This window comes from Bradyrhizobium sp. i1.15.2, assembly GCF_040548425.1.
Lineage (GTDB): Bacteria > Pseudomonadota > Alphaproteobacteria > Rhizobiales > Xanthobacteraceae > Bradyrhizobium > Bradyrhizobium canariense.
Genome location: NZ_JBEPRQ010000029.1, coordinates 34080 through 48805 on the forward strand (window position 1 = coordinate 34080; position 14726 = coordinate 48805).

Genomic DNA, 14726 nt, shown 5'->3' on the forward strand with positions numbered 1-14726 from the left:
GGAATTCTTAACAAGATGCAGGATTCTTAGCGGAACACGACGTAGATTTTGGAATAAAAATCGGCGCGATTGAAAATGTTCTCTTTATGTTCTATGGTGGTGTATGGCCTTCCTTACTGAGCAGGAACTCGAAAGCCTGCGCATTGATCAGAGCGTTTTTCATATTGTCGGCCCGGGAGAGGAACATTTTCAGCTACTAACGGCGTTCGACGCCGGTCGACACGCATCCTTTTTCCTGGGCCGCGTCCGATCGGTCAACAGCGGAAACCGATACGAATTCCTCGCGGACGCGGCGGTGCGGGCGCAACTGGCTCGTATCAGCCGGGACAGGGCGACTTTCCAGGAAGAGAGCGAGAAACTCGCAACAGCGTTCAATGAAGCTCACGGAGGCAGCACGGCTGTCGGTGCCTTCTTGATCTTCTCGCTGTCTTGTTCAGGTGGCCGGGTATTTGCGCTTCTGAAATTCGAGGACGAAAAGGTTCTCAGTTACGACTACGACGTCAGTCGCGGGCGTTCGGGGAAGCCGAAGCCGACCTTCGGCGAGATTGAGCGGACTTTTGTCCAGAACCGCAACGCCCTGCAGAAAGCCGCGCTCATCAAGCTGGGCAAAGAGCGCGACGAAATCTGCGTTGTCGATCGTCAAAATCCGCAGCGGCCTGCAGCCTATTTCGAACAGTTCTTGCTCGTACGACGCCAGCGAACGGAAGAGGAGTTGACAAGGACAATCGTCGAGGTCACGCGCAACATTGCGCACAAGCACAAAGACATACTTCCGCGGGACGCGATGAAAAATATGGCGCAACGCCTCTACGACGCCAGCCAGTCCGGCGGTTCTATCGACGGCGAAAGTGCTGAAAATTGGCTGAAGAGCATTTTCGGGCCGCTGCCTGATGATAGCCCCGTGCTGACAGACTTCAAGGCAAAGCTGAAGCGCGAAGGAATGGCGGGCGAATCGTTCGTGCTCCAAAAGAACGCAATTCAGGCGCCCAAGAACCGTCGCGTCGAGACGGCAAGCGGGGTCAAATTGACCTTCCCTGTCGGTTTGATGTCTTCAGTCATTTCGGTAAACCGCGACAAGGGCGAGATCATCATTAGGGACAAGATCACACTCGATGACTTCGAGCTCAACACATCTGGTCGAACGCGTACGTGAGCTTGTCGCGAACGGCGCCGTGGCGGACGAACGTATTGACGCCCTTGTGTTGCGAGGGCGGCTGCCGTCTGTCGATGCGCAGATCGCCTGGCTCGGGTTCGTCGACGACGTCCCAACGCCGTTCTCGTCATTGCAAGTCTATAATCCAGCTCTCGGTGGCGATCTCGTTACGGGTGATATTTTTGATTCGACGCGCGAGATCGTGATCACGCTCGGAAAGCCGACTGCCGACGGCTGCGCCTTCTTTATCTTCCAGTCCGACATCCCACATTATTTGGTGCAACGAACTCTGCTCCCGCGCGTCGCGATCGCCGACTTGAATTCCAATCAGGCATTTCGCGCACGAGGATTGGAATTCGCTTCATGGGATTTCGCGCAAACGCCACCGCCAGCGGAGCCTTTGCTTGGGTCTATCGACCCGACTCGCTATGTTCGTGACTTTATCCCCGAACGTGAAATCGTTACCGATCTCAATCCCTGGCTGTTATTGGCCGCGCCAGCGGTTTCATCGCCGGCGTATCAAGCTTGGGAAACGGTTTCTGCCCGCAGATTGTTGGGCGGTCTCGTCTCCCGCGCCTGGCTCGAGGATGGCCAGGTCTGGCTGCAAGCGGCGGCGACGCCTCCGATCTATCGCATTAGAGCCGATGATCCTGCCCTGCCCGGCGCTCGTTCTCGATTGACTGAATCCGCCAACTGGGTTTTTCTTTCGGGGACAGATGTCGAGGCACGCCACCTGCTCTTTTCCGGTGAGTTGGCTCGGGCGAGCCGTCCTCAGCAAGATCTCGCTACGACATTGGAGCAGGCGCTTGAGGCGGCCAAAGCTGCCTATGAAGCTCACGTCCAATCATCGAGCCGCGAGACTCTGAAGGCGCTCGCCGATCTCCGCAAGATCGTGATTGATGAAACTCAGAAGGTAGCGCAACGGGCGCAGGATCTTGCGGCTACGCTCTGGCGCGACCTGGCCGTCTCGGCAGCGCCTTTCATACTGAAAATCCTGGGTGATGCGGCCAAGACACCGGGTCCTCTCATCTCTTCCTTATTCTACTTTGCGGCCGCCGCATTCATCGGCCTGTCGTTCGCCTTGCAGTGGCGGATCAATGGCGCGTTCTTCCAAAGCCAAGCCTCGTCCCGACGGAGCTGGATGCAAAGTCTTTTTAGTTACATCTCCGTTCGCGAGCGGGAAGAAATCGCTGAAACGCCCATCGAACAAGCGATGAAGAACTATCGGGAGACCCGCGCCGTACTGCTTGTTGTCTATGGACTATTGATCGGAGCTCTCGTTTCCGCCGGTGTCCACACTCTACACGATGTAACGCCCTCATCTTCGAGCCCCGCTACAGGCGTCGCGCCCAGCCCAGCACCAGTTCCGCCGCCTCCGGCAAAGCCGCCGTAAATTCGAGCGGGTTCAAGATTTCTACTAGCCGCGTAGCCCATCACACGCTCATCATGTCTGCTTCGACCCTAAAGCGGGATGGGTTAGGCTGAATCGATTTGGAGATCTCAAATCAGTCTGTTTCTGATTCACCATGCTGGCTGGGCGGAGGGCAGCATGGATGGGCAAGCCTTATTCTTTGGATCTTCGCAAGCGAGTGGTGGCGGCGATTGAGGGCGGAATGTCCCGCAATCGGGCCGCCAAGCAGTTTGGAGTGGCGATCAGCACAGCGATAGGCTGGATGAAGCGGGTCGATGAGACGGGCAGCGTTGCTCCGGGCCAGATATCTTGTATGCGATCCCTGACCTTCGAGGAAAGCGATGCGCCGGCCTCCGCTACGGCCTGTAACTCGACTTGAATGGGAAAGCGTTTGAAGGCCACCTCCGGCAGCCGGTATCGCGCAAGCTCAAGATCGACGGCAAGCCCCTCCTTGACCGGCTTCATCTTCGACGTCAGCCATTCCAGCGTGCCGGAAGGCCCGGTGAAGCCTTGGGCGGCGAGCCGCGCTGCGAAAACGCCGTCTGCGGCTGTGGCGGCAAGTCCCATGGCTTTCATCATGCTGATCGCGCCGCTGTTGATGACGAAGCTCGTGAAGCCGCGGGCGGCGGAAATTCCAACTGCGTTGGCGATGGCCTCTTTTGGAAGCCCCCAGATCTTGCCCGCAATCAGAGGGATGCCGTAGGAGGCCGCGCAAAGGGGGTGGAGCCGCGCTCAATAAAGGAGATGGCGTCATTAACGCGCATGCTGACCTCATAGCCTGCGACTATCGCTTCGATGAGCTCGCGGCCAGATCGTCCATTCTCCTCGCATAGAGCAATCGCCGTCGGCAGCACCTCGCTCGGATGAAGTGGTTCGGTGCCAATATAGGTATCGTTCAGATCGAGGGATCGAACGAGGACGCCATTGACGAATATCGCGCCTTCTATGGTAGCTGACCGCGGATAGCCGATCACTGCGGCTGTATCGCCGTCTCCGAAAGTCTTGCGAATAGTAGTTTGAGCAATATTCGAAGGCTCGGATCCTACCTCCGAATGCGCATCCTAGGGTGTCGAGAAGCACGCGCTTGGCAGAGGTGATAACATCGGCGGGCAGAGCTTCATACTTGAGCGAAAGTGCGAATTCGGAAAATTTCTGCTCAAGCGTCACTTTCTGCCGATCCTCCTCGTCAGCGGCAATCGCTGATCCAACGAGGCGAGAACCGTCGGACCCGTTTTCCAGAAGGAAGCTCGCGCGTGCGGCCGTTGCGGATCGCGCCAGAAATTCACGACGTTTTATGAAAGCCTCCGCTTTGAAATTGCTGCACGGCTCCGATGGCGCCACTAGGGGCTGCAACAAAATCGCGATAAGCCTAGTGGAAAAATTCAGAAATCGACAATGGTCGCGCCGTCAAAGAATGGAGCACGCGAAGCCAAAAGCACAATCCATAGCGCAAGCACCGGGACGCTGACCTTGACAGGCCGCGGGGATCAGCCGGCACGATGGCGTACGGAATTCGTTTGCCGTCGGTCGCCGGGACTAATTTGCGTTCTCACGTTATCACCAACAGAACGCAATGCCCTAAGTCCAAGTATCGATTGCAGACGAGCCGCACCAGTTTCGCACCAGAAACAACCTGAACGAACCGCAACAAAACGCGACGAAATCAAACGAAAACTCTATACAATCAACAAACCTGATCGATATCGTGCCGCTCAGAACGGCCCGGTTGCTGGTCGTGCGCCTTCCGAATCTGCAGCTAAATCAATCGTGCTCCGATCGGAATGCCACAGATGCGAGCTCCAGCGAACATTTAGGATATCGTTCGGTCCCCGATTCACAGTCAGGGTCTCGGCAAAGATTGGCGTCCTTTTTGTACGCCACAGCTATCCAGCGGCCATACCTGTGCACTTGATTCCTTTCTTGCTGGAGCAGCCCACGGTCTTATCGCATCAGAGACCGATCATGGTTCGGGGAGGAGGCATGCCGGGCAAGAACGAACAGACACGGACCGAGGTATTTGGGCCGGCAGATTCCAGCAAGATGCCGCCTGCCACGAAGCGCCCTCGCAAGAACCGTGGCATGCCGCCGCCCGCGACCTTCGATGTCGATACATTGCCGAACAGCTCTAATTTGACGGCACTAGAGGCGGCCGCGGTTATCCGGCGCACGCCCGGCGCACTGGAGCAGTGGCGGCGCGATCCGAACCACCCCCTGAAATGGCGCTACGTCGATGGCCGGCCACTCTATCGTGTCGATGCAGTGCGGGACTATCTGGCCAAGTGCGGCAAAACCACTAGGGCCCCTCAGCCGCATAATGCTCACGCAGACGCCCGAGGAGCTCGGCCTTGATCGGGTCAAGCGGATTCGTCCGCTGCAGGCGCACGATTTTGCCGACCCTTTTCGCGCCGACCAACTCCGCAATGTAGTCGTGAGCTGCTTCGAATGCCATCTTGCGGATGATCCACTGTTCGTCGTGATTGTAGACCTGATCGATTCCGCTTGGCTTTTGCCCAACACACAACCGCTGGATTTCGTTGTCGTAGCCACAGCGCGACATGATGGTGCGCAAGCTCCGCCGTAAGTCATGCATGGTGAACTTGGCGACGCTCGCTTCCTTGACCAGTCGGTCGACCATCTTGGTGAAGCCGGACATCAGGCCGCCGGTCTTTGGTGACGGGAAGACATAGTCGGAAGTTGCCCGCTGGAAATATTTCGCGGCCGCGAGCACCTCGTCAACGAGATGGGTGCGCGGCAGGTCGTGGTGCAGGCCCATCTTGGTCCATGTGGCATCGAAGGTGATGCGGTCGTCCATGACGTGCTTCGACCACTCGATCATGGTTGGCTCGCTGCGGCGCGGGCCGCCTAGTAGGCACATCCGTACCAGAAGCCCGAAAGTCCCGAGCTTGCCGGATGCCTGCCAGACCTTGATGATCTCGTCATCGCTCAGCGCGCGTCCCTTGGTGCGGCGCAAGATCCGCTGCGCCCGGGTTTCCTTCGGCTCGCGATAACCAGCCAGCACATTGTGGTCGACATAACCCTCGCCGACGCACCATTCGAGGAAGGTGTGGGTGTGCTTGCGCAGGTCCTTGGCAGCCCCACGCTTGCCGGTCTTGGCAATCTTGTCGACGGCCGCCATGATCTGCCGCCGCGTCAGGTCTCCGACGGCGCTCTCGGCGTGTTGCTTGAGCCCGCGCCGCAGCGCCGACATTGCTGGCTTCCAGTTGACGACTTGGCGTCCGGTCAAGGACGCCTGGTAGGGACCATCTTCAACAATGAGGGTGGTTAGCGTGGTGCGCAGCTTCTCGGCTGCCTGTTGCCGCCTCGCCTCGCGCTTGGCGTCGTTCGGATCCACGCCCTTGAAGACCTCGCCTGCGGCGATGGTGGCGGCCTTGCGCGCTGCCTTCTCATTATATTTGGGCCAGGGGCCGAGGGTCTTGCGCTGGGTTCCCCTCACCCCCGGCTTGGTGAAAAGGTAGACCCAGGTCCGGCCACCGGTAGCGCGCATGCGCAGCGCGAGGCCGGGCAACTTGTCGTCGTGGAGATAATGCTGCGCCTTACCCGGCGGCAACGTCGCGTTGCGGATTACGGCATCGGTGAGTGTCAGCTGGTTGCTCGTCTCCGGCATTTTCCCTGTGCTCCCTGTCGCCGTGTGCCCCGCAGCCGCCGGGACCATCGAAGCGAGGGAAAGTGATCATTGACTTTCCTTCGCTTTTTCCGCCTCGGGGCACACCAGCGTGGAAGGACGGCCCTAGAAGAACAGATGGGGCACAGACCCTCCCCGATTTGTGTGCCCCAAGGGAAGATGGCACGGGGGCACAGCGGGGGCATACAAAATGTAGTTTGGTCAGTTGTGGCCTATTATGGCCGCATATGGCGAAATCCTTCGTAACGCACACACTTATCTACTTTTTACTATGGCTGGCTCGGGTTGGCTAGGGACTACATATTGTGGTTCACACGGGAGAGGTCCAAGGTTCGATCCCTTGTGCGCCCACCATCCACCTTCCTGAACCCTGCTGATTGTGGACCTATCGTCGACACACAGTGGCGTGTCGGGACCGTCTCAATCACAAAATGTCGAAAACAACCCCATGCACAGTAGCCGGCATCAGTCGGATCAATGGGTTACAACCATGCTATTTTTCCGAAATCGGATTTGACTCGTCGGGCAAAACACCGGCATGATGGCATCGTCGCGGTGGCCTGAGCGGGAGTATTGGGCCATCGCCCTTGGGGCACTAGCTCTTTGTTTTGCGCATGATCTCCCCTCGTCATTGCGAGCGTAGCGAAGCAATCCAGAGTCTTTCCGCGGAGACAGACTGGATTGCTTCGCTGCGCTCGCAATGACGGAGCAAGGGGTGAGACCGCGCCGGCTGACGCGCACGCCTCCTCGAGCTTCAAGCCGCCCGCGCCGGCCGCCAAGCCGCGTAAAGACCGACCAGGGTTCCGATGGCAACCAGTGCTGCGGCCAGCAGCAGCTGCAATTCCCCGTCGTCGGTGGTGCCTACGGACGACACAAGTCTGCTCACGACGACGAACAGAACGCCCACGGAGGCTGCTGCCCCCACGCCGAGATAAGCGAGTTCGCGCGTCAGGTTGCGGCCGAGGAGTCCGAGCGCCGTGAAATACATCGCGCAGGCGTTGGGATGAACGAACAGGGCAATGCGCGCGTAAGGGCCGTAGGCGTCGAGGAGGGACTCACAGCGGTTCAGTGCCGCCTTTGAGGCAACCCGCTGCAACAGCGGTCTGAAAAAGCGAGCCTGTCCGTAACTCAGGACGGCGCCCGCGATGATGGCCAACCACGCCACGATGAAGACGGGGACGTCCGCGGGCTTCGGATTGAGCGCTACGGACATCAGGATAAGAGCGGTTCCGGGAAAATAGCCAAAATACGGGAAGACCGACTCGAGTAGCACGCAGACGAATATGAAGACCGGAAACCACGACGAACCGGTTGCATCCTGGACGACGGCGTTCAAGTCGAACAGATCAGTCTTGTACAGGACGAGGTACATGCACATGGCCAATCCGGCCAGCGCGTAAAACGGCAACGCCCCCGACAGAAACCGCCTCATCCAGCTATCGCGCCTTGTTGCGCGGACACAGCGGAAACCATCGATAAACGCCCCCTACCCAATCGACAAAATCTCGATCTCCTGCGCACCCGATCCCACGACATCTCCGACCGCCTTCCCCATCAACGACTTTGCCACCGGCGCCACGAACGAGATCGTGCCGGCCTTGGGATCGGCTTCGTCCTCGCCGACGATGCGATAGGTTTGCACGCGGCCATCGGCGCGGCTGAAGGTCACCGTGCTGCCGAAGGCGACGACATCAGTCGAGGCCGGGGCGGGAATGACCTGCGCCGTGCGCAGCCGTTCGGTGAGATAGCGGGCGTCACGCAAGGGCACCGCCGATTGCCGTCGCTTTTCGTTGACGTCCTCGATCGCCTGCGCAGCTTCATAGGCTTCGCGTGCGTCCTGAAGCTGCCTTTGCAGCGCCTGCAAGCCTGCTTCCGTCACGAGGTTTGGATGCGGCGAGATCGGCCGATCCGGCAACAGCGTCTCGGCGGCGGTTTCCGCGCTCTCTTCTTTGGTAAAGGCAACGCTCAAGTCGAAATTCCTGTCGAACTGTTCGGGCTCATGGCCAGGATCATATCTCAAGTTCGACGAAACGGCGCAGCTTGAAGACGATGTCCGGCATGGCCTGGCGGAACCGCGTGGCATCCCGGAATGTGGTCGAGAACGGCGCGAAGGTGATCATCGCATTCCAGTGCCTGTAACCGTAGACCGTGACGGAGGCACCGGTCGCCGGAAAATTCTCCAGCTTGCGCAGCTCGCCCAGGACGAGATCGGCGATCGCTTCAGCAGGCAGCAACTGCTTGCCATCAGGCGTCGTAGCGATCTTCGCGGGCGGCTCGACCGGCTTCGCGGCAGCCGCCGCCGCACCGGGCGCGTTCTCGGAATTGTTCTCTGGGTTGTTCTCGGCCTTGGCCGGCGGCGTATCGGCGGCGGGCGGCTCGGCCAGCTCAAATCCGTTCGTCGGCGCTGTCGGCGGCGGAACCTCGATGAGCGGCGGCGGCACAATACTGTCTGCGGCGCGCCTGTTGCCTCCCAGGATGCTGCTGATCATGGCCACGAGGCCAGCATCCTTCACGTCGTCACTCATTACTCCCCCTAGGCTTCGGCCTACTCTAGCACCGCTCGCGCGGACCGCCACTGGGGATGTATGGCCGGATTCCGCCCGGCCAAGGTCCTATTTTGACGCGATGGCACCGGCGGTGCGATGCCCGATCACGCCGCGCCGCCGTGCGATCCGTCACTGCTTATCGAACGGAATGTATTGCTGGTACTGCTTGGGCACCGAGCTGCGGTAGCGCGCGGGCACCGTGCCGCTGTCGACCGAGTGATCGATCTCCTGCTGCCGCGTCATCTTCTTCTTCGCCGGCTTTTTCGACGCACTCTTTTTGGAGTCGGTCGGCTGGCTGGAAGCGTCATTGGTTGCGCCCGGCGCGGTCGTCGTCGCTGCCGGCGCGGCGGTTGTCGTCGCAGGCGCCGCGGTTCCGGCGGCGGCTGGTGCGCCCTGCGCCAACGCGAGCGGTGTCTGCATGAGAAGCGCCAGCGCTGCTGTCGCAGCCAGCAAGTATGATTTCTGCATTAGAACCTCCAAAATACCTGATCCGAATAAGGCAAGCGTAGTTCTCCGGGATCGACGCGTGCAAGTCCGTTCACGATAGGCTCGAACCCCACCGTGAACTGTGGCCGAGATCACATTGCCGGCGGCAGGCTGCGTCATGATGTGCCTTGTCGCGAACGCAAGGCATTCTGGCGACACCAACACAGGCATGACTGCGCAACAGACGAGCCAGGCTCGCTGACATTCCCACCCACTCGCTCTCGAAGGAGACTGACATGCGTCGCACCATCCTCACTCTCGCATCGCTCGCGGCCCTGCTCGCCGTAGCATCCCCGGCCGCCCAGGCACATCCTGCGAACGATCGATATTGCATCCAGGGCCGCTCGTGGGGTTACCCCGGCAATTGCCAGTTCGCCAGCTATCAGCAGTGCCTCGCCACCGCCTCCGGCACATCGTCTTATTGCGGCATCAACCCGCGCTACGCGTTCTCGCAGCAGCGCGACTACTGACGAATTGGCGGCGTGCGCGCATGACGCGCGCGCCGCCACAATTTCTACGTGAAGCCGATCCGCTTCGCCGACGCCCCGGCGAATTGAAACGGTGCGAAGCCGCCTGCGTCCGTCGATGACGAGAATGTTATCCGTCATCGCCACGGAGAAATTCACGATGCGCAGCCGCGGCTTGCGGGCAAGGCGCACCTTCCGAAAATTTCGATGCCGGGCAATTGTGATCCATCTCGCTCGTGGCAGGCGTGATCGCGCCTAGGCTGCAAACCCCAGCGCGAGAAACTTTAGCCCGATCTGTTTCATTCGACTTTTCAGGAAGGTGTTTCAATGAGCAGCCGCCACGCAATTGTTCCGCGCGGTCTGAACGCAACGCGTTCGCCGCTTTCGCAAGGCCGCTTCGGCCGCATGTTCCGCAAGCTCGCACCGGCCAAATTCGGCCCGAACGATTCCGGCACGATCGCAAACCTGTCGGCGCTCGCCGACAAGATGATCGCCGGCTTCGACGGGCCGAAGGACGGGCCGGACGCGGAAGAGAGCGGCATTCCTTCGCTCTACACTTATTTCGGCCAGTTCGTCGATCACGACATCACTTTCGATCCGGTCAGCTCTCTGACCAAGCAGCAGGATCCCGACGGGCTCGTCGACTTCCGCACGCCGTCGCTCGACATGGACAATGTCTACGGCCGCGGTCCGAACGACCAGCCCTACATGTATGACGGCATCAAATTCCGGCTCGGCGAGAAGGTCACCGGCGCGGGCGTGCCGGATGCCGTCGACCTGCCGCGCTTCAAGGGCCGCGCGCTGATCGGCGATCCCCGCAACGACGAGAACAGCATCGTCTCGCAATTCCAGGCCTTGATGCTGCGCTTTCACAACCGCATGGTCGACGACAATGACAGCCTGTCGTTCGAAGACGTGCAGCAGCGCGTTCGATTCCACTATCAGTATGTCGTGCTGAACGACTTCCTGCCGCGCATCGTCCACGCCAGCGTGCTGGACGAGCTGAAGACCGCGGGTCACTACGACCGCAGCAAGCTCGCTTACTACCATTGGAAGACCTATCCGTTCATGCCGGTCGAGTTCTCGGTCGCGGCCTACCGGCTCGGGCACTCCATGATCCGCCCCGGCTACCGGCTGAACGACGCGGCCAACATGCTGCTGCAGATCTTCCCCGACCCCAACAATCCCGACCAAAACGCACTGACCGGCTTCCGTGCGATGGGACCGGGACGCGCCATGGATTGGGGCCGCTTCATCGATCTCGACACGCGCCCCTACGGCATCGAGGACGACGACACCAATCCCGACAACAAGAGGCGTCTGCAGTTCGCCTATCGCATCGATGCCTCGCTGGTGGACCCGCTGCGCAAGCTGCCCCCGGAAGTCGCCTCCAATCCGGCGTCGCTGGCGCTGCGCAATCTCGAGCGCAGCTGGCGGCTCGGACTGCCGTCGGGCCAGGCCGTCGCCAGGGCGATGAACCTGACGCCGCTGACCGACGACGAGATCATCATCGGCAAGGCCGTCGACGAGCCCGGGACGGGCGATCCGCAAGTCAAGATCGCGAGCATCGCGAACGGCGTGTTCGCCGGCAACTGCCCGCTGTGGGCTTACATCCTGGCCGAGGCGCGGCAAAACGCGACGGACATGGCGATCCCCGCTACCGGCGGGCCCGCCACGGTCAGGACACCGCAGCTCGGACCGGTCGGCGGTCGCATCGTCGCCGAGGTCTTCCTCGGCATGATGTTCGGAGACAATTCCTCCGTGCTGTCGCTCGACCCGCAATGGACGCCGGTGACCGGCTCCGGCTTCGCGTTGAAGGACCTCGTCGCCTACGCGCTCGGCCAGGGCGATCCGCTGCATTGAGCGGGTGACGGACGATGATGCAAGGCCGCTCGTCGTGCGAGCGGCCTTGTGGCCCACTCGCCTCGACGGGCGGGCGGATGGATCCTGGCAGGCGTGCTTCCCTAACGCAAATCTGTCCGCTTCCTGTTGACTCGCATCTCGAATGGAGAAATCCTTTAGCAACAATTGCCATTGCCAATCTCAGCAATACGAACTTCGGCGCCCTCGGTTTTATCGGCGCCATCTGACCAGATTTATTCTGAACAGAAAACGGAGGGGCCGATGCGCGCGCTCGCCTTGAGAACCGTCTCACTTCTCGCCCTCGCTGCCCTAGGCTCGATTTCCGGCACGCCTGCCGCACGCGCGGAGGACGGGACCGATGAGCAATTTGGCAAGGTGCACTTCCAGACCTCCTGCAACGAGGTGGCGCAGCGCCGCTTCGATCGCGGGATGCGTTATCAGCACTCGTTCTGGTACCGGCCCGCAAAGGAAATTTTCGAGGAGACGCTGCAGGCCGATCCGGAATGCGCGATCGCCTATTGGGGCATTGCCCTGAGCCTGCTGTACAATCCGCATTTTGCCGCGCCGAAGGAAAACCTCACCGCAGGTCTCGCCGCGCTGCAGAAGGCCAAGGCACTCGGCGTTAAGAGCGAACGCGAACGTGACTATATCGACGCGCTGTGGGCCTTCTATTCGGGCGACGAAAAGACGACGTTTGGCCAGCGCGCGCAGTCCTATCTCAAGGCAACCGAAGCCGTCGCCGCGCGCTATCCCGATGATGACGAGGCACAGATCGCCTACGCCATCACGCTGAACGTCACGGCGTCGCCAAACGACAAGACCTATGCCAACCAGCTCAAGGGCGCTGCTATCCTGGAGCCGATCTTCAAGCGCCAGCCGCGGCATCCCGGCGTCGCACATTACCTGATCCATCTCTATGACTATCCGGCGATCGCAGAGCAAGGACTCGACGCTGCCAAGCGTTATTCCGAGATCGCGCCGGCGGCACCGCACGCCTTGCATATGCCGTCGCACATTTTCACGCGCGTCGGCTACTGGAACGAATCCATCGACGCCAATAGCCGTTCCGCCAAGGCTGCCAAGGAGGGCAAGGACCCGAGCGAGCAGCTGCATGCCGACGACTATATGGTCTACGCCCTGCTCCAGCTTGCGCAGGACAGCCGAGCCAGCGAGGTCATCGCGGATATGATTGCGACCACGGGCTATGCGCCGGCTGTCCGCGCCGGACCCTACGCGATAGCGGCCAGCCAGGCGCGCTATATGGTCGAACGCGGTGATTGGCAGGGCGCTGCCGCGCTGAAAGTCGAGCCGAGCCGGTTTGCCTATGTCGATGCGATCACCTATTTCGCTCGCGCCCTTGGCGCCGCGCGCTCCGGCAATGCAGACGCTGCAGCGGCGGACATCGCCAAGCTGGCGGAGTTGCGGGACAAGCTGCAGCAGGACAAGGACGCCTATTGGGCCGAAATCGTGGACATTCAGCGGCAGGTCGCTACAGCCTGGCAGCTCAACGCCTTGGGGAAACAGGCGGATGCGTTGGAAGCGATGCGCCTTGCCGCCGATGCCGAAGACAAGACCGAAAAATCCATCGTGACGCCGGGTCCGCTCGCCCCCGCACGCGAGCTTTACGGGACCATGCTGCTCGAACGCGGCATGGCGACGGAGGCATTGGTCGCGTTCGAAAGCACCATGCGCAAGGAGCCGAACCGCTTTGGCGCGACGATCGGCGCCGCTCACGCGGCCGAGAAAGCGGGGGATACTGTGAAGGCCCGCCAGTACTACGCGAAGATCGTCGAAACGGCGAGAAATGGCGACTCGTCGCGAGAAGACCTCGCGGCCGCTCGAAAGTTGATGGCTCAGAATTAGCAAAGGTGCCGCGTCAGCTTCCATGCGCCTGACAAGCAAATTCGTTGCAATCAGCGCAGCCACTGCGCTGCTCTGCGCAGCCGCAGCGCTCTGGATATCGCGATCCGGCGAACCGGCACGCGCAACAGCGGCCTCCGGCGAGGTCCGCCCGGTGTGGACGGAAATCGACTGGCCTTTCGGCGCGGATCCCTGGGGGAAAGGAAAGGCGTTTCGCTGCAAGGCCGAAGATTGCGGCGGCGAGGTCCTGCTCTACGTTCGCCCCAAGCTCGGCTTTTGCAATTGCGCCACCGGCGTTGCCGACGACGGCGACCTCGAACAGATGGGCGACCTGGCGCTGATTGGGAAGGCAACGCCGACGGCTGCCGGCCGAGAGATCGTCGTCGGTCCGATGCGCGGCCGCAGCAGGGCCTATCGCGTCGAGGGGACCCCCAAGGCCGCGCTCTCACTCGCCTTCAATCAACGCTGCGACATGGTCGCCGCGACGGCCTTGCTCGCACCGGGCGCGACCGCGTCACTGGAGCCGGCGGTGCTGTCATTCCTCAATAGCGACCGCATGCTGAAATGGGCCGAGATCGCGCTTGGGTTATGACCCGACCCAATAGCCGAATTGAAGGCGACAATCTCGGCACGAGCCTTACCGCGCCGTCCCGAGGCCAACCTCCTCCAGCCGCGTCGCGAACCAGCGCGACAGCGGCTGATCGAGGACGCCGCCGACATAGACCTCCGAGATCGTCACATGGTGCTTGTCCAGCACCAGCAGCACGCCGATCCAATAGGCGAACCAGACATGCGCATCGGTCAGCGCCATCAGCTTGTGCTGGTCGTGGTCGAGCGCGGTGTGATTGCTCGCCTTGCGGATCTCCACGGTGAGTAGGTTGTTCGGGATCTCGCGCTGATGCACCACGACGTCAGGGTAGATCGACTTGCCCAGATGATCGTCGGTCGAGACGATGGTGCCGTGCGGCAGATGCAGCGTACGCTCGCCGAGCCGGTCGTAGTTGCAGTCGACCGACCAGCCGGAGAATTGCTTCTCCAGATGCACGGCGAAGCGGTGCGTGATGGCACGCTCCCCTATGTCCTTCTCGAACAGGAATGCTTCGTGGGCGTAGAAGTCCCGGAGCGCCGCTATCACCTTGTTCAGCTCGGTCTGCATCTTGCCCCCGGCTCATCACCCGCATTCCGATGCGCCGTCACCGGACCCTCATGGTGAGGAGCGCGGAACGCGCGTCTCGAACCATGAAGGCCCGTATCCCGCCTGTCACCATCCTTCGAGACGCCCGCGTACGCGGGCTCC

The 14726-nt window shown here is 60.9% G+C and carries 13 protein-coding genes and 2 pseudogenes; 7 read left to right on the plus strand and 8 right to left on the minus strand.

Translation table 11 applies throughout. The annotated features are described in order from the left end of the window. Positions 1-103 precede the first annotated feature (103 nt). From ABIB80_RS32960 to ABIB80_RS39480, 3 genes are all read left to right on the plus strand, one after another. Positions 104-1153 (plus strand): nucleoid-associated protein, encoded by a 1050-nt coding sequence (locus ABIB80_RS32960; RefSeq protein ID WP_354129007.1) that lies wholly within the window; start codon positions 104-106, stop codon positions 1151-1153. Further along, a complete protein-coding gene (locus ABIB80_RS32965) occupies positions 1113-2546 on the plus strand; it encodes a hypothetical protein (RefSeq protein WP_354129008.1) in 1434 nt (477 codons plus the stop codon). The genes ABIB80_RS32960 and ABIB80_RS32965 overlap by 41 nt, the downstream gene beginning before the upstream one ends. Before the next feature lie 220 nt (positions 2547-2766). Further along, positions 2767-2943 carry a hypothetical protein gene (locus ABIB80_RS39480; protein ID WP_502918758.1) on the plus strand — a complete coding sequence of 59 codons (177 nt, stop codon included), beginning with the start codon at positions 2767-2769 and terminating at the stop codon, positions 2941-2943. Between the two features lie 161 nt (positions 2944-3104). Here ABIB80_RS39480 and ABIB80_RS32975 read toward each other — a convergent pair. The 7 genes and pseudogenes from ABIB80_RS32975 to ABIB80_RS33005 form a co-directional block, all read right to left on the minus strand. After that, a pseudogene (locus tag ABIB80_RS32975) lies at positions 3105-3260 on the minus strand (hypothetical protein); the annotation flags it as partial. Next, positions 3251-3592: pseudogene (locus ABIB80_RS32980) on the minus strand (MmgE/PrpD family protein); the annotation flags it as partial. The pseudogenes ABIB80_RS32980 and ABIB80_RS32975, both read right to left, overlap by 10 nt. A gap of 1265 nt (positions 3593-4857) precedes the next feature. Continuing rightward, positions 4858-6189: a tyrosine-type recombinase/integrase gene (locus ABIB80_RS32985; RefSeq protein WP_354129009.1), complete on the minus strand. Its 1332-nt coding sequence runs from the start codon at positions 6187-6189 to the stop codon at positions 4858-4860. Between the two features lie 772 nt (positions 6190-6961). Further along, on the minus strand, positions 6962-7639 hold the full coding sequence (locus ABIB80_RS32990; RefSeq protein WP_007596452.1) for an SNARE-associated domain-containing protein: 678 nt from the start codon (positions 7637-7639) through the stop codon (positions 6962-6964). Positions 7640-7693: 54 nt separating this feature from the next. Beyond that, a complete protein-coding gene (gene greA / locus ABIB80_RS32995; protein ID WP_007596453.1) occupies positions 7694-8176 on the minus strand; it encodes a transcription elongation factor GreA in 483 nt (160 codons plus the stop codon). A 40-nt stretch (positions 8177-8216) separates the two neighbouring features. Next, complete coding sequence (locus ABIB80_RS33000; RefSeq protein WP_007596461.1) at positions 8217-8732, minus strand: hypothetical protein; 516 nt, start codon at positions 8730-8732, stop codon at positions 8217-8219. Positions 8733-8882: 150 nt separating this feature from the next. After that, positions 8883-9221: a hypothetical protein gene (locus tag ABIB80_RS33005; RefSeq protein ID WP_007596462.1), complete on the minus strand. Its 339-nt coding sequence runs from the start codon at positions 9219-9221 to the stop codon at positions 8883-8885. 254 nt (positions 9222-9475) lie between these two features. On the opposite strand from ABIB80_RS33005, the gene ABIB80_RS33010 reads away from it, so the two are divergent. The 4 genes from ABIB80_RS33010 to ABIB80_RS33025 all read left to right on the plus strand — a co-directional run bounded on the left by ABIB80_RS33010 (position 9476) and on the right by ABIB80_RS33025 (position 14021). Continuing rightward, a complete protein-coding gene (locus ABIB80_RS33010) occupies positions 9476-9709 on the plus strand; it encodes a DUF3551 domain-containing protein (RefSeq protein WP_007596464.1) in 234 nt (77 codons plus the stop codon). Positions 9710-10033: 324 nt separating this feature from the next. Then, complete coding sequence (locus ABIB80_RS33015; RefSeq protein ID WP_007596466.1) at positions 10034-11569, plus strand: peroxidase family protein; 1536 nt, start codon at positions 10034-10036, stop codon at positions 11567-11569. A gap of 261 nt (positions 11570-11830) precedes the next feature. Continuing rightward, a complete protein-coding gene (locus tag ABIB80_RS33020; protein WP_007596468.1) occupies positions 11831-13432 on the plus strand; it encodes a tetratricopeptide repeat protein in 1602 nt (533 codons plus the stop codon). Between the two features lie 22 nt (positions 13433-13454). Beyond that, positions 13455-14021, plus strand: a complete 567-nt coding sequence (locus tag ABIB80_RS33025; protein WP_007596470.1) for a hypothetical protein — start codon at positions 13455-13457, stop codon at positions 14019-14021. A gap of 45 nt (positions 14022-14066) precedes the next feature. Here the strand turns inward: ABIB80_RS33025 and ABIB80_RS33030 are convergent, their stop codons facing one another. Then, a complete protein-coding gene (locus ABIB80_RS33030; RefSeq protein WP_007596472.1) occupies positions 14067-14585 on the minus strand; it encodes a hypothetical protein in 519 nt (172 codons plus the stop codon). Positions 14586-14726 lie beyond the last annotated feature (141 nt).